21 protein-coding genes, 1 tRNA gene and 1 pseudogene are annotated in these 21,170 nt (G+C 25.3%); 17 read left to right on the forward strand and 6 right to left on the reverse strand.

Annotated elements, in window-relative coordinates:
• Positions 1-3 precede the first annotated feature (3 nt).
• The 6 genes from rsmD to rpsT all read left to right on the forward strand — a co-directional run bounded on the left by rsmD (position 4) and on the right by rpsT (position 3,736).
• Positions 4-555, forward strand: a complete 552-nt coding sequence (gene rsmD, locus F801_RS0102760) for a 16S rRNA (guanine(966)-N(2))-methyltransferase RsmD (RefSeq protein WP_015084186.1) — start codon at positions 4-6, stop codon at positions 553-555.
• Positions 556-1,134 carry a guanylate kinase gene (gmk, locus tag F801_RS0102765; protein ID WP_014335597.1) on the forward strand — a complete coding sequence of 193 codons (579 nt, stop codon included), beginning with the start codon at positions 556-558 and terminating at the stop codon, positions 1,132-1,134.
• Positions 1,134-1,880 carry a PP2C family protein-serine/threonine phosphatase gene (locus F801_RS0102770; RefSeq protein ID WP_020104614.1) on the forward strand — a complete coding sequence of 249 codons (747 nt, stop codon included), beginning with the start codon at positions 1,134-1,136 and terminating at the stop codon, positions 1,878-1,880. The genes gmk and F801_RS0102770 overlap by 1 nt, the downstream gene beginning before the upstream one ends.
• On the forward strand, positions 1,881-2,735 hold the full coding sequence (gene rsgA / locus F801_RS0102775) for a ribosome small subunit-dependent GTPase A (RefSeq protein WP_013302244.1): 855 nt from the start codon (positions 1,881-1,883) through the stop codon (positions 2,733-2,735).
• Positions 2,716-3,372, forward strand: coding sequence for a ribulose-phosphate 3-epimerase (locus F801_RS0102780; protein ID WP_015084184.1), 657 nt, complete (start codon positions 2,716-2,718; stop codon positions 3,370-3,372). The genes rsgA and F801_RS0102780 overlap by 20 nt, the downstream gene beginning before the upstream one ends.
• A 91-nt stretch (positions 3,373-3,463) precedes the next feature.
• Positions 3,464-3,736: a 30S ribosomal protein S20 gene (gene rpsT, locus F801_RS0102785; protein WP_013302242.1), complete on the forward strand. Its 273-nt coding sequence runs from the start codon at positions 3,464-3,466 to the stop codon at positions 3,734-3,736.
• 55 nt (positions 3,737-3,791) lie between these two features.
• Here the strand turns inward: rpsT and tsaD are convergent, their stop codons facing one another.
• The gene (gene tsaD / locus F801_RS0102790; protein WP_013302241.1) at positions 3,792-4,772 is read right to left on the reverse strand and encodes a tRNA (adenosine(37)-N6)-threonylcarbamoyltransferase complex transferase subunit TsaD; all 981 of its coding nucleotides are present in this window, start codon (positions 4,770-4,772) and stop codon (positions 3,792-3,794) included.
• Between the two features lie 56 nt (positions 4,773-4,828).
• Between tsaD and F801_RS0102795 the strand changes: the two genes are divergently transcribed.
• Positions 4,829-4,919, forward strand: a tRNA-Ser gene (locus F801_RS0102795).
• 17 nt (positions 4,920-4,936) lie between these two features.
• Here F801_RS0102795 and F801_RS0102800 read toward each other — a convergent pair.
• Genes F801_RS0102800 through F801_RS0102820 form a run of 5 tightly spaced genes read right to left on the reverse strand, consistent with a single transcriptional unit; the run spans position 4,937 to position 10,289 of the window.
• Positions 4,937-7,831 carry a lysylphosphatidylglycerol synthase transmembrane domain-containing protein gene (locus tag F801_RS0102800; RefSeq protein WP_015084183.1) on the reverse strand — a complete coding sequence of 965 codons (2,895 nt, stop codon included), beginning with the start codon at positions 7,829-7,831 and terminating at the stop codon, positions 4,937-4,939.
• A 10-nt stretch (positions 7,832-7,841) separates the two neighbouring features.
• Positions 7,842-8,453 carry an SMC-Scp complex subunit ScpB gene (gene scpB, locus F801_RS0102805; protein ID WP_015084182.1) on the reverse strand — a complete coding sequence of 204 codons (612 nt, stop codon included), beginning with the start codon at positions 8,451-8,453 and terminating at the stop codon, positions 7,842-7,844.
• A complete protein-coding gene (locus F801_RS0102810; RefSeq protein ID WP_013302239.1) occupies positions 8,443-9,192 on the reverse strand; it encodes a segregation/condensation protein A in 750 nt (249 codons plus the stop codon). The genes scpB and F801_RS0102810 overlap by 11 nt, the downstream gene beginning before the upstream one ends.
• A 1-nt stretch (position 9,193) precedes the next feature.
• Positions 9,194-9,967: a lysophospholipid acyltransferase family protein gene (locus tag F801_RS0102815; RefSeq protein WP_013302238.1), complete on the reverse strand. Its 774-nt coding sequence runs from the start codon at positions 9,965-9,967 to the stop codon at positions 9,194-9,196.
• Position 9,968: 1 nt separating this feature from the next.
• The gene (locus F801_RS0102820; protein WP_013302237.1) at positions 9,969-10,289 is read right to left on the reverse strand and encodes a 4'-phosphopantetheinyl transferase superfamily protein; all 321 of its coding nucleotides are present in this window, start codon (positions 10,287-10,289) and stop codon (positions 9,969-9,971) included.
• 80 nt (positions 10,290-10,369) lie between these two features.
• On the opposite strand from F801_RS0102820, the gene recU reads away from it, so the two are divergent.
• The 10 genes and pseudogenes from recU to F801_RS0102870 all read left to right on the forward strand — a co-directional run.
• Positions 10,370-10,858, forward strand: coding sequence for a Holliday junction resolvase RecU (gene recU / locus F801_RS0102825; protein WP_014335591.1), 489 nt, complete (start codon positions 10,370-10,372; stop codon positions 10,856-10,858).
• A 186-nt stretch (positions 10,859-11,044) separates the two neighbouring features.
• Positions 11,045-12,049: a 30S ribosomal protein S2 gene (rpsB, locus tag F801_RS0102830; RefSeq protein WP_015084181.1), complete on the forward strand. Its 1,005-nt coding sequence runs from the start codon at positions 11,045-11,047 to the stop codon at positions 12,047-12,049.
• A 1-nt stretch (position 12,050) separates the two neighbouring features.
• Entirely contained in the window at positions 12,051-12,941 is an 891-nt protein-coding gene (tsf, locus tag F801_RS0102835; RefSeq protein ID WP_014335589.1) for a translation elongation factor Ts, read from the forward strand.
• Positions 12,942-12,990: 49 nt separating this feature from the next.
• Entirely contained in the window at positions 12,991-14,328 is a 1,338-nt protein-coding gene (gene ffh / locus F801_RS0102840; protein WP_020104616.1) for a signal recognition particle protein, read from the forward strand.
• 11 nt (positions 14,329-14,339) lie between these two features.
• Positions 14,340-15,716, forward strand: a complete 1,377-nt coding sequence (locus F801_RS0102845; RefSeq protein ID WP_020104617.1) for a glycine--tRNA ligase — start codon at positions 14,340-14,342, stop codon at positions 15,714-15,716.
• 5 nt (positions 15,717-15,721) lie between these two features.
• The gene (gene dnaG, locus F801_RS0102850; protein WP_014335586.1) at positions 15,722-17,509 is read left to right on the forward strand and encodes a DNA primase; all 1,788 of its coding nucleotides are present in this window, start codon (positions 15,722-15,724) and stop codon (positions 17,507-17,509) included.
• A 25-nt stretch (positions 17,510-17,534) separates the two neighbouring features.
• The gene (locus F801_RS0102855; protein WP_020104618.1) at positions 17,535-19,109 is read left to right on the forward strand and encodes an RNA polymerase sigma factor; all 1,575 of its coding nucleotides are present in this window, start codon (positions 17,535-17,537) and stop codon (positions 19,107-19,109) included.
• A 1-nt stretch (position 19,110) separates the two neighbouring features.
• On the forward strand, positions 19,111-19,881 hold the full coding sequence (locus F801_RS0102860; protein WP_014335584.1) for a Nif3-like dinuclear metal center hexameric protein: 771 nt from the start codon (positions 19,111-19,113) through the stop codon (positions 19,879-19,881).
• A 16-nt stretch (positions 19,882-19,897) separates the two neighbouring features.
• Positions 19,898-20,725, forward strand: coding sequence for a deoxyribonuclease IV (locus tag F801_RS0102865; RefSeq protein WP_013302228.1), 828 nt, complete (start codon positions 19,898-19,900; stop codon positions 20,723-20,725).
• A gap of 253 nt (positions 20,726-20,978) precedes the next feature.
• Positions 20,979-21,170, forward strand: a pseudogene (locus tag F801_RS0102870) (IS3 family transposase); the annotation flags it as partial.

A 21,170-nucleotide genomic window follows, 5' to 3' on the forward strand; every position in this document is an offset into this window, starting at 1 on the left:
TTTATGATTAGAATTATTGCAGGTAAATATAGAGGTTTACTTATTAAAAATCCTGATTTTAATATTGTAAGACCTATGTCGGATCGCACTAGAGAAGCAATTTTTTCTTCATTGCAGTTTTTTATTCCTGATAAAAGAGTTTTAGATCTATTTTCAGGAACAGGTGCAATAGGAATTGAAGCACTTTCTCGTGGTGCAAAAGAAGTAATTGCTTCTGAATTAGATAAAAAAGTTTTCGATAACATTGTTGAATTAAAAAATAAACACAGTATCGAAAACTATTTTATTCAAAGAAAAAGTGCTTTAGTTTTGTTAGACGAAGTACAAAACCAAAAATTTTCTATTATTTTTTTAGATCCTCCACATGCTCAAATAGAAGTAACTAAAGCTTCTTTTGCCAAAATTTATGATTATCAAATTTTAGAAAAAGAAGGTTTTTTAATATATAAAACAAATTTAGGTGCTCAATTAATTCCGGATAATTTTAAGATTTTAAAAGAAAAAAAATATGCTAAGAACACTGTATATTTTCTACAATATAAAGATGAGGGATAAATGGCAAAGCTAATAGTATTAATAGGTCCATCAGGTGTTGGTAAAGGAAGCATTGAAGAAATTCTTTTTCAAAATCCAAATCTCAAAATCAAACTTTCAGTATCAGCAACAACAAGAGACAAAAGACCTAATGAAGTAGACGGAAAAAATTATTATTTTATTTCTAAAGAAGATTTTAAAAATAAAATCAAAAATAATGAATTTCTTGAATGAAACAAACACTTTAATAATTATTACGGAACACTAAAATCAGAAGTTGATAACATTATTAAAGAAGGTTATAGTCCTATTTTAGAAATTGAAACTGTTGGAGCACTAAACATTATGAAAATGTATGAGCAAGCAAACAAAAGTGATCAACTTGTTACCATTTTCATAGCTCCTCCAACATTTGATGATCTTAAAAAAAGAATAATTAGTAGAAAAACTGATTCACATGAACAAATTCAATTAAGAATTGATAAATCTTTAGAAGAATTAAGTCAACAACATAAATTCCAATATATTGTTGTTAATAAAGATTTAAAAGTAGCAGCAAAAGAAGTTGAAAAAATAATTTTAAAAGAAGATAAAAACTAATGAAATATTCAATATTAACAGAAACAGGCGCAAGAAAAAATAATCAAGATTCAGTTTTATTTGTAGAAAATAAAGACTTTTGATTGGCTATGGTTTGTGACGGATTAGGTGGACATTTTGCTGGTGAAGTTGCTTCTTCTTTAGTGGTAAAAACTTTTAAATCCTTCTTTAACAAGAAAAATTTACCTAAATTTTTAAACAAAGTTGCAATTTATGATTGATATTTAAATACTATTTCAGCAGCTAGAGAACAGATGTTTGAATTATCTAAAAAAGATGAAAGATATTTAGATACTAAAACCACAATGACTTCAGTTTTCTTCTTAAAAAAAGCTAAAAAAGCATTTGTTTTAAATTCAGGTGATTCTAGAGTATATAGTTTTTCCAACAATCAAGAACTAGAGCAAATTACAAAAGACCATAATCGTTTAAATTTTGTGTATTTAGAAAAAGATAAACTTACTTTAGAACAAGCTCTAAAAACTGATGATTGAGATAGAATAGTTTCTTCAATTGGCCCAAAAAGCAAGTTCTTTTTAGATATTTTTGAAATTAATGCTGAAGATTTAACTTATTTTTTATTATCTTCAGATGGTGCTTTTAACTTTTTATCCAACAAAGAATTTCAAAGCATTTTAAGTTCTAAAAAAGAATTAGATAACATAGCAATTTCACTTTTAAAAACAGCAATTAATAACCAATCAGATGATAATTTATCCTTGATTTTAGTAGGATTAAATAAGTAAATGAAAGCTCAAGTAACAAGAGTCATTGCAGGATTTTATGATTTGTGAATTCCTCGAAGTAATGAATTTTTTTATTTACAAAAATGTAATGGAAATCTTCGTAAAGATAAAAATTCTCCATTAGTTGGTGATTATGTTGATTTTGAAAAAGAAGGTTTTATTTATAATATTTATCCACGAAAAAATTTTTTTACTAGACCAAAAGTAGCAAATATTGACAAAGCAATAGTTTGTATGTCAATTGAGGAACCAACATTTTCATCCAAACTTTTAGATAAGTTTTTACTCATCATTGAGCAAAAACAAATTGAACCAATTATTATCATTACAAAAAAAGACTTAAACAGTAATTACAAAAAAATTTTTCAAGACTATATCCAAATGAATTATTCTATTTTTTTTGTTGATAATAATAACTTTGTTTTAGAAGAAAAATTGTTAAAAATGCTTCAAAATCAACTAATTTTTATTATGGGACAATCAGGAGTTGGAAAAACTAGTTTTATTAATAATTTAACTAATAGCAATTTCCAAACACAAGAAATTTCTAAGAGTTTAAATCGTGGAAAACACACCACCAGAGTTGTTCAAATTGTTTTTTCAAACAAAATTAAAATCATTGACACTCCTGGTTTTTCTTCATTTGATATTGAAATAGCAAAAAACGATTTACCAAAAGCATTTGCTAATTTTAGATATTTATCTCAATTTTGTAAGTTTAGTTCTTGTTTCCATCATCTTGAGCGTGAAGAAGATTGCAAAGTAAAACAAGAATTAAAGAACAACAACATCCCACAGTCTCGTTATGACAACTACATTTATTTTTTAAAAAATTATGAAAACAAAAATTATTAGTCCATCTTTATTAAATGTTTCAAAAAATCAAAGAATTAAGGTAAGTAAAACTCTTTTTAATCTAGGAATTAAATGAATTCACTATGATTATATGGATGCAAAATTTGTACCTAATAAAGCAATTGAAATTTTTGAAATAAAAAAAATAGTTAATAAATTTTCAAATTATATTAGTGATATTCACATTATGGCATATAATCCTGAAAAAATTATTGATCAAATTATAAATGTTGTCACATATGCAACTTTTCACTATGAAGTTTTTGAAAATGCTTCAAATATAAAGGATTTTATAGCAAAATATAGTTCAAAAATTAAACTTGGAATAGCAATAAATCCTGATACTTCTGAAGAAGTTTTATTTCCCTTTTTAGATAAAATTGATCTTGTTTTAGTTATGTCTGTAGTTCCTGGAAAGGGTGGACAATTATTTATAGAAAATAGCTATAAAAAAATAGCTAATTTAGCTAAGATAAGAAAAGAAAAAAAATATAAATTTTTAATTCAAGTTGATGGCGGAATAAAGGATTTTAATGCAAAAAAAGTCTTTGATTCTGGAGCAGATGTTATAGTTTCAGGAACATATTTAGCAGTAAAACCATCAAAACAAAAAATATTAAAGCTATTAGCTAATTAAAATTATTTAGATAAATTTTATTTTATAGTATAATTTTATTACTTTTTATTTTTAACAATATTTTTAATAATTATATTTTTAAGGAGATTTCATGGCAAATATAAAATCCAAAATCAAAGCAATTGCTTCAAATGAAAAAGCAAGAGTTAGAAATAATGCAATCAAGTCAAGAGTTAGAACAGCTATCAAAAAAGCAAAAGTGGCAGCAATGCACAATCAAGATAATGTTGCTGCTTTAGTAGCAAAAGCACACAAAGAAATTAACAAAGCAGTTACAAAAGGTGTATTTCACAGAAACAATGCTGCTAGAAAAACTTCAAGACTTGATTTATTTGTTCAAAAACATCAATCATTAAATGCTTAAAAATATAATTAATATTTTAGATAATAAAAAATCCACTTGATAAAAAGTGGTTTTTTTATTTATTTTTTAAGATATTAATCCCTGCATATGCAATCATTGCAGCATTATCTGTGCAATATTTAAATTGTGGAATTTTAGTTATATAACCTTCATTTTTATAGCTCAATATTAAATTTCTCAACTCAGAATTTGCAGCTACACCACCTACTAAAGTAATTGTTTTTATATCAGGAAAATCTTTTAAAACCAAATCGATTTTTGATTTTAAATAACGAATAATGCTTTTTTGAAAATCAACACTAATTTGAATTTTATCAACAACTTTGTGTTGTTTTTCTAAGTTATTAATGCGATTTATGACTTGGGTTTTAATTCCACTAAAAGAGAGATTATAAACATTTTCAGTAACAGGAATGCTAAAATATTTTTCGACTTTGAGATTAGGATTTTCTTTATTTAGTTTATCAATAATAGGGCCGCCAGGAAATCCTAATTTTAATCTACGAGCAATTTTATCATAAATCTCACCTAAAGCATCATCTTGAGTTTTACCTATAATTTCAATATCTTTTTCATTTTTAGCATAAAAAAACTGACTATGACCACCTGAAACTAATAAAGCTAAAGTTGGAAATTTAATATCTAATTTATCCTCATTGTCATCTTCAATAAAGGCGGATCAATAATGCCCCATCAAATGATTCACAGCAATTATTGGTTTGTTAATAACTAATGAAATTGCTTTAGCAAATAAAAAACCCAATTGTAAACTTCCAAGTAAACCAGGCTCTTTTGTGTAACAAATGTAGTCTATTTTATTGATATCAAAGACTTTATTTAATTGATCTAAAATAATAGCTAAATTTTTGCTATGTTCTCTTGAAGCTAACTCAGGGATTGTTCCACCATATTTTTGATGAATATTAATTTGACTAATGCTAAACATATGCAAAACTTTATGGCCTTTTAATACAGCAACAGATGCATCATCATGTGAGGTTTCAATAGCTAAAAAATATTTATCTTTAATTTGCATAATTATTCCTGAAAGTTTTTATTTTAACAAAATTATGGTAAAATATTACTCGGTATGGGTCAGTACTCTAGAGGCTGAAGAGGACGCACTGCTAACGCGTTAGGGGTGTGAAAACCCGCGCAGGTTCAAATCCTGTCTGACCCGCCATTTTTTTATTGCTTTTTTTAAGATAGAAAAATGGCTAACAAAATAGCAATAATAACAATTGCATAAATTGAATACGCTACTTTATAATAAATAAAATGAGTTCGAGTTTGTTTTTTGTTTAAGTTAGAATCTAAAGTCATTGCATAACTTATACTTCTAAATTTATCAAGACGTTTTTCTCCAAATCAAACAATCAGTAAAAATAAACTTGATGCCACATAAGGAACTAATCAAGTAAAAATCCTACTTGAAAAATTAAATACTTTTAAATAATAATCACCTTCATTTGCGATTAGTGGATTTGCATTAGTAACTGGGAAATAATTTTTAAAAACTATTAAAGAAATCAAATCAATTGAACCAAGTCCGCTTGGTGTTGGATTTAAATTATTTGAAATTGTTAAAATATTAGAACCAGCTAAAAATTTAATATAATCTACAAAAGAAGTGGATTCTGGAAATTCACTTGCATAATTACTTAACTCATGTGCTGTGTATGTTGTTTGTAATAAAATAAAAAAACTCATATTAATTAAGCTAAAAATAATAGCTTTGTAAATAAAAGTTTCCAAAAAGAACTTAAAATCCTTAATAACAAATTGGAAATTCTTTTTAAATAACTGTGCTTCTGCTTGGAAAAAGAAGTCCAATCTGTTCTTGTCTTGTAAGATTTTCAAAGGATTAAAGGAAATTAATCAAATACCTAACTTAATGCATTTTAGCTGTAATTTTGTCCAAATGGATAAAACTAAAATAACTAATGTCAAAAACAAATTAATAAACATAGTAAATATTAATCAAACCAAAAGAATGATTTTATTAACGCTATCAAAAACAAGTAAGTTATCTCTATAAAAATATAAAGCTAATGGAAACATTATTAATGAATATATTAAGAGATAAATTTGATGTAAAAATGCAGAGTAAGTAAAAGCTGATAATAATTTACGTAATTTATAACCTTTTTTTTGCAAATATCAATATTGAACAATTTCTCCACCGAAGTAAAAAGGAGTTGAATAAGCAGTAAAAATCCCTAAAAATAAAGCTAAAGTAATGTGTCTAAACTTCATTGGTACATCTATTTTTTTCATCACCCGATACATCAAAAAACCACTTCCTAATGCATAAAATACAAAATATAAAATAATGTAAATAAAAAATAAACGTTTTTTTGTATTAGCTAAAAACACATCATAAAATCCGTTTAATAATGTTGCAAAAGATTCTTCAGCATTTTGATTAGTTAGTTTGTAGACTTGATAGAACAAAAAAATTAAAATTAAAATAATTATTGAAGCTAAAATAAAGACTTTTATAGCAGTTTTTTTCTTTTGTTTTCTTTGTAATTGTTGCTTTGCTTGATTCTTTAGTTCTTTTTTAATTTGATTTTCAATAATAATTGCTTCTTGATAACTTTGTTGATTTAAATCAGAAATTACAAGAGTTTTGAGTTGTTGTTTTATTTTGTCGTAAATAAGAAAAACAAAAACATTTTTTTCTAAAAATACTTTGATTTTTTCAAATCTTGAATACTGATTTGCTTCAATAATTTGAAAATTTTTAATATTTAGTGAAGCAAAAGTTTTGTCTTTTTGAATATTTTGATAAAAGTTTTGAAAATAATTGTAAGTTAAATTTATTTTAAATTCATATCTTGATTCAAAGTTTAATTTTTGCTTTAATTCTTGAATGTAGCTAAAAAAGTTTGTGTTTTTTTGTTTTACTACTTCTAACATTTTTACATAAAAGAACATTTGTGAAGTTAAATCAAAGTTAGAAAAATTAGCTTTTGGAAAATAGAAAACTTGATGCTGATTTATTAAAAATACTTCATTTTCCCTGTTTTTTTCGATTAAATAATCTTCAATGTTTTCTTCTGAGTAAAAAATAATTTGTTGTTGAAAAAAACTCTTTAAAAATTTTTTTATAAACTCAGGAGTTTGAGTATAAACAAGAAATTTAACCTGTTTATTATCTAAATATTTTTGGTTTAAAAATTCAAGAAAAATTAATTGTAATTCAGCTTTTGATAGGTATTCAAAAAATAGTTTATTTTTATATAAAATATCTATATTTTTGTTTTTTAGTCAAAAAATTACATCGGTGTCTTTAGTTGCATTTCTAGCAATTTTTTTTCAAATAATTCCTTGATTTAATTTATTAAGAAAAAGTTTTTTATTGTAATTGAATTTAATTTCACTCAACGGTAAAAAATGATTTTTATTAATATAAAAAATTGTTTGGCGTGTGTCTTGATTTAAATCATTAAAAAAGGAATATTTATGTTTTAATTCCTTTAAATGCAAAAGATAAAAATCAGCTTTTTGTTCTATGTTTTGCTTTAGTTTTAAAGGATCAATTTGTTTAATTTGTTGATCTAAATTAGATGTTGTTCATCTCGAATCAATTTCTTGTTTTTCTAAGCTTATATTATTAAATTGATCAATTTGGTTTTGATCTAGAACATTTCAATTTTTTTTAAAAATATTTATTTGGAAAAAGCTATTTTTTTTATCTTCGAAAGAATTAAGATAAATAAAAAAATCAAAACCTTGTTTAGTTAATTCGTTTTTTGTTTGTCCTCAAGAAAAGTTAGGATTTTTTTCAAATAAAATTAAATTTATATCAGTTTGAGTAGATAAAACAAAATAAATAATTTTGTAAAAGTTAGTATTTATTTGTTTATTTTCTAGGTTTAAAATTACTTTTGGTCTTTGATTTGACAATAACAAAAAATGCTTTAATTTTAAAGCAAAATTAAATACATTTTCTATGTTAAATTGATATTTTAACTCACCTACAGAAGCTATTATTTGTGATTTATATAGTTTTAATGGCTCAAAATCTTTAGTTTTTATTTGTGAGTTATTTTTAAAAATATCTTTATTTCAAATACTTACACTATTCATAAAAAAATTTTTATTCATCAAATGAATCAAGTTCTCTTTGTGAACTATATAAATCAAATGCCTCAGCTTCTTTTTGTATTACTTCATCTGTGTTATTATCAGCTACATAATAATCAAATTCTTTAAATTTAGGCAAATCTTTTAATGATCTTAATTTGAAATAGTCAAAAAATTTGTTTGTAACTCCATATAAAATTGGATTACCAACTGTTGGTGCATTTCCTAACTCTTCAACAATTCCTTTAGCTAATAAAGAACCAACAATTGAATCAGAAATTTTTCCTCCTCTAACTTGGTTAATCATTGAACGAGTAACAGGTTGTTTATAAGCAATTATCGCAGCTACTTCAATTGCTGAATTTGTTAGCTTATATTTTCTTTCATTGCTTACAAAATCAATTAAAAATGGTTTAACGTCTTTTGCAGTTACAAATTTAAAAACATCATTGAACTCAACAATTGTAATTCCTCTGTTTTCTCTGTTGAATTTAATCATATAGTCTTTTAAAAGCTTTCTTGCTTCATTTATTTTTTCAAGTTTTAAAGATTGTTGTAATTGTTCTGAAGTAAGTCCTTGTTCACCTTGGACATATAATAAAGCTTCAATAACTTTATATTTCATTTTCTTCTCCTCCTTTATAAATTTTAATATCACCAAATTGTTTATCTTGTTTTAAATGAAGAATGTGTTTTTTTGCCATTTCTAATACAGAAATTAAGGTAATTGAAAAATGTTTTAATGTTGGAAGCGCAAACACTTGTTCAAAATCCAGCATATCATGTTCTTTTAAAAGCTTTAAAACATAATTACTTTGTTGTTCAGGATTTACTTGTATATTATCAGTTTTTATTTGAATTTTTTCTTTAGCTGTGTTTCTTTCAAACATCATTCTCAAAATTTCAATTAGCTTCATTTGTGAAGACTTTCCATCTAATTTACTATTATCTTTTTTTCTTTTAAAATCAGAATAACTACTTGCTGGTTTTTCATAGTAATTATTTCTGTGATCTAGTTGTTCACGAAGCATTTGCGCAATTGCTTTAATCTGTTGATATTCATATAGCATTGCTAATATTTTGTTTTTATCAATTTCTAATTCTTCATCAACTTCTTCTGTTTTATCAATTAACAATGCTCTTGCTTTGATGTAAATTAGTGTAGCAGCTATAACTAAATATTCTGAAGCAAGTTTGATGTTTTTGTCTTTTAAATGATCAATGATTTTAATATATTGATCAGCTAGTTCAACAACATCTACATCTTTGATTTCAATTTTTTTACTTCTTACTAAATCTAGCAATAAATCTAATGGACCATCATAGTTTTTAATTTGAATATTTAAATTTTGATTTAAAAACATTTTATTTACCTTTTTTTAGTTCTTTTTCAGCTGTGTGTTTGACATAGTTTTGTTCAATTATATTTTTGGCTTTTAGAGCAAGTGCTTCTGCAGGTTGAGATGCTACAAAAGGAGCTTTAATTGGTTTGTGAATAATAACTTCAACAACTAATTTTTCTTTTCTATTGCTATCAAAAACTCTTCCTGAATTATTTATTGTTATTGGAATTATAGGTAAAAATTGTTTTTTAGCAATTTTAAACGCACCGATTTTAAAATTTTGAATATGTCCATCCTCAGTTCTTGTTCCTTCTGGAAAGACAACACCATAAGTTTTTTTATCTCTAACAAATTTTCCAAAATCAACTAATGTAGTAAATGATTCTTTAATTTTTTTTCTATCAATAAAGAAAGTATCTATTAATTGAAGAATTCATTTAGTAACCTTTTTGTTTTCTAATTCTTTTTTTGCTAAAAAAGTTAATACATTTTCTTTATCTTGTTCATCTTTATTTTGTTTTTCTAAAGCAGAATAAATAATTAACGAATCAGCATTAGAAGCATGGTTGGCCACAACCATTGCTGGGGTTTTTTGTAGATTTTCATAACCTTTTATTTCAACTTTTACATTATAAAGTTTTAGTAGTGATTTTGTATATTTTAATACTAAACTAGATCTAAAGTGTGGCGAAAGTTCCTTCTTTTTCTTTATGTGTTTTTTTGAAAGTGATCTAATTTTGTTGATTCTATAAGCTCATAATCAGCTTCATAATACAAGTTTTAGTTTAATTATCATATTATTCCTTGATCTTCATAACAACTGCTACAACAATGTTTTCTTCATTGGAAGTAGAAATAAAAAATTGTTTTTCAAAATGTTCTATGAAGTATTTTCTATCATTATATTTTAAATTAATTTTATTAAAATAAAAAAAAGAATTATCACATTTAAACAAGGCCTCTTTAATTGCTCATCTAGTTGCTAAAAATCTTAATTTATCTTCTTCAAAATCAAGTAAAGAATATTCTAAAATTTCTTCGTTGTGAAGAATTTTTTTTAAAAAAGTTTGAGATTTATTTCTAAATCTTTGAATATTTGCAATATCAATTCCTATCATAAATTAACTTTCTCTTGATTTTTTCTTAAATTTTTCCCTTTTTTGAGAAAAAACTTTAAAAAATTATAAATGTTAATTGTATGATAATGAAAAACAAAGGGATGATTTTAGAAAAAATTCTTAATCTAACAATAGATTTTTACTGAAAAAATAATATTGCTATTTGTCATAAGAAAAATTTAGATATTCAATTTAAAAAAGTAAATGATGATTTGCAATTAGAAAAAAGTTATATTTCTAGAAAAAGCACAGTCGACTATTATGGAATTTACAAAGGAATTTTTTTGGCTTTTGAAGCAAAAAGCACAAATGAAAATAAACTAAGTTTAAACATCATTCCAAAACATCAAATAAATTATCTTAAGAAAATAAAACAACACTTTGGTTGTGCTTTTTTTGTTATTTTATTTAAAACAGAAGAGCGTTTTTTCTTGATAAGTATTGATAAAATTGATTTTGCAAAACAAAAATCTTTAACAATTGAATATTTAACCAAAAACGGTTTTGAGCTAATGCTTACATATCCTGGAATTATTGATTTTGTTGAATTTATTGATAAAATGCTTTAAATTTCTTTAATTTATTACGCTTTTGTAGTAAAATTTGTAAACTATTACTTAAGAATATATGTCAAAACAAAAGATTTTGATAAATTATAACAAAAATAAGCATTAAAATGGATTCGGTTGGGTGTGCAAAATTGTGCTAGCCGTTAGAAATTTTAAGAAGTAAAACAAACTAAAGGAACATAAACAATGACATTAAAATCAGAAAATTCAAAAATGGAAAAAAAAAATAAAACAAAATCAACAGAACCAAATGTTTCAAATGAAAACACTAAAGAAAATTCACAACAAACAGAATTAACTCCTATTGTTTCTAAGCAAAAACTTTTAGAAGCTGGAACATATTTTGGACACAAAGCTTCACAATGACATCCAAAAATGCAACCTTACATTTTAAAAAGACCAAAAAATGGAACTCACATTTTAGATGTTGTTAAAACTCAAAAAACACTTGAAATTGCTTATCAATTAATTAATAAATTGGCTTTAAAAGGTGCTTCATTTATCTTTGTAGGTACTAAAAAACAAGCAAGAAAAGTAGTTGAAGCTCAAGCTGAAAGAACAAATTCAATCTATGTTTCAGAAAGATGATTAGGTGGAACTTTAACAAACAAAAAAACAATTTTATCTAGACTAAAACAAATGCAAGAATTAGAAGAACATGCTGAAAATAACTTCAGTAATTACACCAAAAAAGAAGGTGTATTGATGTCTAAAAAGCTTGCTAAGTTACAAAAAAACCTAAATGGTATTAGAGGATTAAAATTCATAAATAATGATAAATTAATTATGTTAGTAGCAGATCCAAATAAAGATATTATTGCTATTAAAGAAGCTAAAAAAGCAAAAGTAAAAGTAATAGGAATTATGGACTCTAACACCGATCCTTCTTTATTAGATTTTGGAATTCCAGCAAATGATGATTCTGTAAAATCAATTACATTAATTTTTACAGTTTTAGCAGATGCTATTGCTACAGCTAAAGGCGGAAAAGCTTTATTTGCTTACCAACCAACAGAAAATATAGTTCTTCCAGAAGATCCTGATAAAGAACACAAAGCATTAAATAAATTTAGAAAAGTAAGTGCAGAAGTTCAAAATCAAGTACATCACAAAAGTTTTGTGGCTAAAGCAAAACCAGAAGTAACTTCTCAACAAAAAGAAGAAAATAAACACCAAAAACAAGGAGAATAAAATGGCAGCAGACTTGATGCAAAAAATTAAAAAATTAAGAGAAATTACAGATGCACCTTTTATTGATTGCAAAAAAGCTTTAGAGCAAACAGGTGCTGATTTAGATAAAGCAGTTGCTTGATTACAAGAAAACGGAAAAACTAAAGCACTTAAAAAAGCTGATAGAATTGCTGCTGAAGGTTTAGTTTTTGCTACTAAAAATGAAACACATGGTGTTATAGTAGAATTAAACTCAGAAACAGACTTTGTTGCAAAAAATAAAAATTTTGTTGAATTATTACATTTAATTTCACAAACTTTATTAGAAAATGAATTTTCTTCAGATCAAGAAGCATTTAAATTAAAAACTAAAACAGGAAAGTCAATTGAAGATTCAATAACAGATGCAACAGCAACAATTGGAGAAAAAATTAGTTTAAGAAGATTTGAAAAAGTTGCAATTAAATCTGATGAACAATTAGGAGTTTATATTCACCACAATGGACAAATTGCTTCCATAGTATTAATAAAATCAGAAAAAGAAGCAGTTGCTAAAAATATTGCAATGCACGTTGCAGCTTTAAATCCTGAATACATTTTTGTCAAAGATGTTCCTCAAGAACAAATTAAAAAATTAGAACAAGAATTCAAAGCATCTCCAGCTCTAGCAGGTAAACCAGAAAAAATTCAAGAAAATATTTTAAGAGGAATGATGAATAAAGAATTAGCTAAATATGTTCTAGTTGCTCAAGAATATGCTTTAGAACAACAATATACAGTTCAAAAATATTTAGAAACTAATCATTCAGAATTATTAAAAGTTGTTAGATTTGAAGTTGGAGAAGGAATCGAAAAGCAGTCAGTAGATTTTGCTCAAGAAGTAGCGGCACAAATTAAAGAAAGTCAAAAATAATATAATTTAAATTTTTCTATGTAATAATAGAAAAATTTTTGTATTTTTTATGTTAGATTTTTTAAGTAAAAGATTTCAAAAATCATTTGCTAAAATGAATGCTAAAACTACACTTAAGGAAGAAGACTTAAATGAAGTTATTAGAGAAATCAAATTAGCATTATTAGAAGCTGACGTTAACTTATTGATTGTTAAAGATTTTATTAAAGAAATTAAAGAAAAAGCTTTAGCAACCGAAATTACTTCAACATTAAATCCACAACAACAATTTATTAAAATCGTAAATGAAAATTTAGTTCAAGTTCTAGGTGAAAAACCAAAACAAATTAAATATAATAGACCAATAGAAAAAATTGTTTTAGTTGGTCTTCAAGGTTCTGGAAAAACCACAACAGTTGCAAAACTTGCTCATTTTTCACTTAGAAAAAAACATATTCACAAACCTTTATTAATTGCTGCTGATATTTACCGTCCTGCTGCCATTGAACAACTAATTCAGTTAGGAAAACAAATTAACATTCCAGTTTTTTCACAAAAAGATAGTACTCCACAAGAAATTGTAAGTGCAGGACTTGACTACGCTAGTTCCAATGATTTTGATTTAGTGATTATCGATACAGCTGGTAGACTTTCAATAGATGAAAAACTAATGCAAGAACTAAAAGACATAGAAAAAATTGCCAAACCGCATGAAATTTTCTTTGTTGCTGATGCTCTTTCAGGTCAAGACATTATAAATGTAGCAAAGACATTTAATGAAAACATTACTCTAAGTGGTTCAATTATCACAAAATTAGATTCTGATGCAAGAGGTGGAGCAGCACTTTCTCTTATTAAATTATTAAAAATTCCTATAGTTTTTATCGGTACTGGTGAAAAAATCACAAATTTTGACTTATTTTATCCAGATAGAATGGCTTCTAGAATTTTAGGTATGGGAGATGTACTTTCACTAATCGAAAAAGCAGAAGAAGTAATCGACAAAGATCAAATAGGAAAAATAGGTAAAAAAATCTTTTCAGGAAATTTTAATTTAGATGATTTACTAAATAGTTTATATCAAATTCAAAAACTAGGAAAGATTACTAAAATTATTAAATTAATTCCTGGTATGGCAGATAAAATAAATGCTGAACAAATTACTGAAGCTGAAAAGAAAATAAAACTTTATGAAATTTTAATATCTTCTATGACTTTAGAAGAAAGAAAAAAACCTAAATTACTAAAAAATGATTCAAGAAAAAGAAGGATTTTAAAAGGATCTGGTAGAAGTTCACAAGAATTCAATAGACTTTTGAGTGAATTTGAACAAATGTCAAAAAAAATGAAGGAAATGTCACAAAACAAAGGTGGTATTTTCAATTCAATGATGCAAAATAAATTTTAATAAGGAACAAAATGGAAAACAAAATAGAAATGCAAACTTTAATTAATCATTTAAAACAATTCGGTTTTGTTTTTCAAGGATCTGAAATTTACGGTGGTTTAGCAAACACTTGAGATTATGGTCCTTTAGGAGTTTTACTAAAGAAAAACATTCAAGATCTTTGGTGAGATTATTTTATAACTAAGATTCATAACAATTTTGCAATTGATAGCAAAATATTATTAAATCCAAATGTATGACAAGTTTCAGGCCACACTAGCAATTTTAATGATCTTTTAATAGAAAATAAAGTAAATAAAAAGCGTTATCGTGTTGATCATCTTTTTGAAGAACATTTTCCAAATCTGAATTTTAATGACTTTTCACAAGAGAAAATTTTAGAACTTTTAAAAGAAAAAGTTTTAAAATATGACAATTCAGCAACACGATGAGAAGAAATAAAACAATTTAATTTAATGTTTGAAACCCAACAAGGTGTAGTTGAAGATAAAAAATCAAAAATTTTCTTAAGACCAGAAACTGCTCAAGGAATTTTTATTAACTTTAAAAATATTCAAAGGTCTATGAGATTAAAGTTGCCTTTTGGTATTGGTCAAATTGGTAAGTCTTTTAGAAATGAAATCACACCAGGTAATTTTATTTTTAGAACTAGAGAATTTGAACAAATGGAACTTGAAATCTTTTGTCATCCAGAACAAGCTAACCAAATTTTTGATGATTATTTGAACAAAATTCAAGATTTTTTATTTAATGAATTAAAAATAAACAAAGATTTAGTAAGAGTTAGACATCATAAGCAAGAAGAATTAGCGCATTATTCATTGGCAACTAGCGACATTGAATTTTTATTTTTATTTGGTTGAGGAGAACTAATCGGATTAGCAAATCGTTCTGATTTTGATTTAAAAGCTCATTCAGCTGCTTCAGGTGAAAAATTAGATTATCTTGATCCCCTTACTAATCAAAAATTTTTTCCTTATATAATTGAGCCATCTATGGGAGTTGATAGATTGTTGTTAGCAGTTTTAACTAATTTTTACAAAGAAGAAAAATTAGAAGAAAACGAAGAAAAAAGAAGTCTTTTAGCGTTACCTTACTCTCTTTCTCCATTTAAAGTTGCTATTCTTCCTTTAGTTAAAAAACTAAGTCCTAAAGCTTTGGAAATTTATAATCTTCTTCTTAAAAATTCTATTTCTGCAACATTTGATGAAAATAATTCAATAGGAAAAAGATATAGAATTCAAGATGCTATTGGTACTTATTTTTCAATTACAGTTGATTATCAAAGTTTAGAAGATAATACAATTACAATTCGTGAGCGTGATTCTATGAAACAAAGTAGAATCGCAATTGATCAATTGCTTAACTTCTTAGAAAAGGCAAAATAAGGTTAATGCTAAATAAAGAAATTGAAACTATAATCAATCAAGTTAATATTTTTGAAGTAATTTCAAATTTTATAAATTTAAGTAAAAAAGGAAATGACTTTTTAGGTCTTTGTCCTTTTCATGAAGATTCTTCACCTTCTTTATCTGTTTCTGTATCTAAAAAAATCTTTAAATGTTTTTCTTGCAATGTTGGTGGCAATGTTTATTATTTTGTTAAACGTCTTAACAATTGAAATGATTTAAAAACCCTAGAATACTTTGAAAAAACATTCAATCTAAACTTAAATTCTTCACTTATCGCAAAAAATGTTAAAGAATTTACTCCAAATGAAGAAAAAGCTTTAAAAGCACTAGAAGATGCGTTTTTATTTTTTTCTTTAGAACTCAAACAAAATAGTCCTGATTATCTTAAAAAATATTTACTACAAAGAAATTTAACAAAAGAAATAATTGATTATTTTTCTTTGGGATATTGTCCAAAATCAGGAATTAAAGAGAAATTGTTAAAAAAAGGACATGATGAAGCAATTTTACTAAATTATTCACTTCTTTCCTTTGAAAACAAGACAGACATTTTTCAAGATCGTATCATCTTTACGATTAAAAATTCAGAAGGTCAAATTGTAGGTTTTTCAGCTCGTAAAATCTTAGATTCTACTCTAGGGCCAAAATATATTAATTCGTCTGCTAATTCTTTATTTGTTAAATCACAAATTTTATATAACTATTCAAATGCAATTCAATATGCCAATGCTTCAAAAACTTTGATAATTTGTGAAGGATTTATGGATGTGATTGCTTTTTTTAGAGATGAAGTTAAAAATGTTGTTGCTCTTATGGGTACAGCATTAACAAAAGATCACATTTCTTATTTAAAACCTTTTGAAATCATATTAATTTTAGATTCAGACCAAGCAGGAATTGATGCGTCACTTAAGTCAATTTCACTACTTTTAGAAAATAAAATTTCTATCAAAGTACTAAAAAGAAAATTAGAAAAAGATCCAGATCAATATTTTGTTACAAATGGTAAAGGATCATTAAAATTAGAACTGGACAACACGCAAGATGCAATTCATTGAGTTTACAAGAAATTATCTGAAAAAATTGTTAAAAATGATTTAAAAACTCTAGATACTTTTATTTATGATTTTTCAAAATATTTACAACATTATTCTATAAATTTTCAAAACAATTTTATTGAACAAGCTGAAAAAGATTTTTCTATTCCTAAGGCTTCTTGAAAACTCGTAAATCGCTGAAGTTCTAATTCAAGATATTATTATCCAGAAACTACTACTAACAACGACAATTTATCACTAATACCTACTTCTAACGATTTAGAAACTTTAGGTGTTGAACCTAAACACCCACTATTTCAAAAAAAAGTATTTAATATATCTCAATCAGAAAAAATTCTTTTATTTTCTTTATTACATAAACCTGAATTTTTAAAAATTATCACTTTTTTTAATTATCAATTTCAAACTTCAATATTTCAAAGTTACTATTCTGAATTAGTAGCTACTAATTTTAATTTAGATGTGATTAAAAAAGTTTATTATAACCTTAATGCGTCTTCAACTATCAAAGGTAAAACATTAAAAATAGAAACTTCTGCAGATAAAATAGAAATGCTGATTAAAACTTTAAATATAGAAAAACAAAAACAAAAAATTGCAACACTTTCGAAATTATTAAAAAATAAAACTTCTTCAGAACAAGAAATTAAACGTTCTATATCAGAAACACAAAAAGAAAACAGTTTAAACAAAAACAAACTACAAAAATAAAATCCAATCCTTAAAAGGAGTTATTATGACAACAAAAAAAACAACTTCTACATCTGCAACAACAACTGATACATTAAGTTCTTCAAAAAAACCAGCAAAAAATTCATCTACAAAGAAAACTCAAACAAAATCAAGCGCAAATCAAGCCTCAACCACTAAATCCAAAACCAAAACAACTAAAAAAAGCACAACTACAAAGCAAAACACAACTAAAACAACTACGAAATCCACAAGTTCTAAAACAAAATCAGAAAAAAGTGGTTCTTTTGATATGTCATCATTAATTAAAGAATTAAAAGCAGGAATGAAAGCGTTAAATAAAAAATATTTAACACAACACGAAGTTATGCAATTTTTAGAAAAAAATAGACTTGAATTAGATACAGATGAAGCAGTTGAAGAATTTTTAAATACATTAATTAAAAACAAAATTCTAAATACAGATGCTGATGATTTAGATAAAGAAGATATTGATGTAAAAGACTTTGCCCAAACAATCAAAGAAAAACAATATGATCTAAGTCATCACAATTATGACGATTCAGATTCTGATTTAGCTTTTATGGAATCACTAAAAGATGATGACGATTTTCTTGAAGATGATTCTTTGGATGACGATGATTTTGAAGATGATTTAAAAATTAGGGATATTCATGATATTGAACTAGACAAAATTCATATTAATTCCAAAAGTCCATATATTTTGAACGATGCAGCTTATAAAAATAAGTTATCCGATACTAATGACATCATCAAATGATATATGCGTTGAATAGGAAAATATGGAAAATTACTAACTCCTGAAGAAGAAAATAATTTGGCAAAACAAATCAAAAACGGTGGTCGTGCAGGTAAAAGAGCAAGACATACATTGATTAATAGAAATTTACGTTTAGTAATTAATAACGCTAAAAGATACAAAAATCGTGGTCTTACTTTTATTGATTTAATTTCTGAGGGAAATCAAGGAATTTTAAAAGCTGTTGATAAATATGATTATACAAAAGGATATAAATTTTCAACTTATGCAACTTGATGAATTAGACAAGCAATAACTCGAGCTGTTGCTGATCAAGCAAGAATAATTCGTATTCCTGTGCATATGGTGGAAACTATTAACAAAATTAACAAAATCGAAAGAGAATTACAGCAAGAATATGGGGTTACTCCAACTGATGAGCAAATTGCTGAAGTTATGGGTGGTGATTTTACAGCTGAAAAAGTTAGATATACTAAAAAAATCAATATTGACCCTATTTCTTTAGACAAAGCAATTGGTAAAGAAGAAGATAGCTCATTTTCAGATTTTATTAAAGACGAAAGTGTAATTTCTCCAATAGATTACTCTGAAAGAGAAGAAAAAACTAAAATTTTAAAACAAATGATTGAAAATAATCTTGACAATGATGAAAAAGTGTTCATTATGAAACGTTATGGATTTGGAACTGATCCAAATGGTGAACAATACAGAATCCATAGTTTTGATGAATTAGCAAAAGAAAGAGGAGTAACTAAAGAAAGAATTCGTCAAATTGAATCTGAAATTCTTAAAAAATTAAGACATCCACAAAAAAAGTGAAAACAAAGGGATTTAATTTAATTTGAAAACAACAATTAGTCAAATTTCTAATTTTTTAAATGAAATTTTTCCACTTGAAAAAGCTGAACTTTGAGATAAATCAGGTTTTAGTTTTTATTTTAATAATATAGTTTCAAAAATTATTATTTGCATTGATTTAACACCTGATATTTTAACTCGAGCACTGCAACAAAAAGTTAATTTGATTATTACTCACCACCCTTTTTTATTTTATAAAACCAAAAAAGAAAATTATCAATTTAGTCCATATAAAAAAACAATGGTCAAAGCTATAAATCAAGCAAAAATCAGTGTTTTTTCTTTGCATACAAATTATGACTCAAGTAATCACGCAACAGCTAGAGCTATTTTATCTTCATTGGATTTACAAGTATCTTCAACACAAGCAATTGATGATTATAATCTTTTAGTTAACACTAATATTAAATTTTTAGAACTTGTTTCAAAAGTTAAAAATACTTTAAATTTAAAGCATTTACAAACAAATTTGCAAAAAAATTTAACAATTAAAAAATTAGCAATTTTACCAGGTTCAGCTGGAATTGAAGCAGTTTTATTAGCCAAAAAACATAAAGCAGATTTGGTAATAACTTCAGATTTAAAGTGATCAGATCAATTGGCTTTTGTTTATAAAAAGGTTAATGTTCTTTTAGTTTCACATTTAATTGAACAATTTTTTGTTTTTGATATCAAAGCAAAATTAGAACAAAGTTTTAAAAATAGCTTTGACATAAAAATTGAATTATTAGAAGAAATACTTTACAATTTATAAGGAAAATAAAGAAAAAATGATTAAATTAGGTTCTCATATTTCATTTAAAAAACCCGGTTATTTAACTAATGCAGTTGAAGAATCACTTCAAAATAAAGCAAACACAATGATGATTTTCCTAGGTGCTCCACAAACAACTAAAAGGGTTGATTTTGCTAATTATAATTTACAAACTTATTTAGAAAAATATCAAAATCTTATCCCACCTGAAGATATTATCGTTCATGCCCCTTATATAGTAAATCCTTCAAGTGTGACAAAACACCAATTCGCCAATGATTTTTTAATTCAAGAAATAAAACGGATGAATTACATTGGAGCTAAATATTTAGTTTTACACCCCGGTTCTTATACAACTTTTACTAATAAACAAGCTCTTGAACAATTGATTAAATCTTTAAAATACATACTTTCACAAACAAAAAACGTAGTAATTACAATCGAAACAATGGCTGGAAAAGGTACTGAAGTAGGTACAACTTTTGAAGATGTAGTTTATGTTGTAGAAGCTGTTAATTCAGAACGTGTTGGTGTTTGTTTAGATACTTGTCATGTTTGAGATGCAGGATATAATTTGCACAATTATGAAGAATTTATAGCAAAAATAAAATCCACTAGATTAATAAATTATTTAAAAGTTATTCATCTAAATGATTCCAAAAATGAGTTAAATTCTAAAAAAGATCGACACGAAAATATTGGAAATGGTTTTATTGGCTTTGAGACTTTACAAAAAATAGTGCATGATCCTTTATTTGATAATATTCCAATTATTTTAGAAACTCCTTGAGTAGATAATAAACCAATTTACAAAGAAGAAATAGCAAAATTGCTTCAAAAATAAAGAAAAACAAGTTTGAGAACTAGTTTTTCTTTATTTTAAATTTTAAAAAATTACGCTTTTCGAAAATAAATATAAAACGATAAATTACTTTAACAAAAAGCATATGTAAAATATTTAAGAACCAAATTGTTACCAATCTAAGTGTTCAAACAAAAAATTCTCATTTATTTGAAATCTTCATCTTTTTAACAAAAGATCAATGTAAAAATGAGCAGATTCTCTTTTCTTAGAAAAATAGAAAAGGGAATTTTTTATGAAATATTCAATAGAATTTAAATTAGAATGTGTAAAAAAATACAAAAAAGGAATTGAAATTAAAAAGCCTGATTTTGCTAATACAAGTCAAAAAAATTTTTTAAATCAAGTATATTTTTGAGAAAAAATTTATGACAAATTAAGAGTTGAAAGTCTTAAGAAAAAACCACGAAATAAAAAGTGAACTATA

Origin of the sequence: Mesomycoplasma hyorhinis ATCC 17981, assembly GCF_000383515.1 — a bacterium.
In the GTDB taxonomy this organism is placed as follows: domain Bacteria; phylum Bacillota_I; class Bacilli_A; order Mycoplasmatales; family Metamycoplasmataceae; genus Mesomycoplasma; species Mesomycoplasma hyorhinis.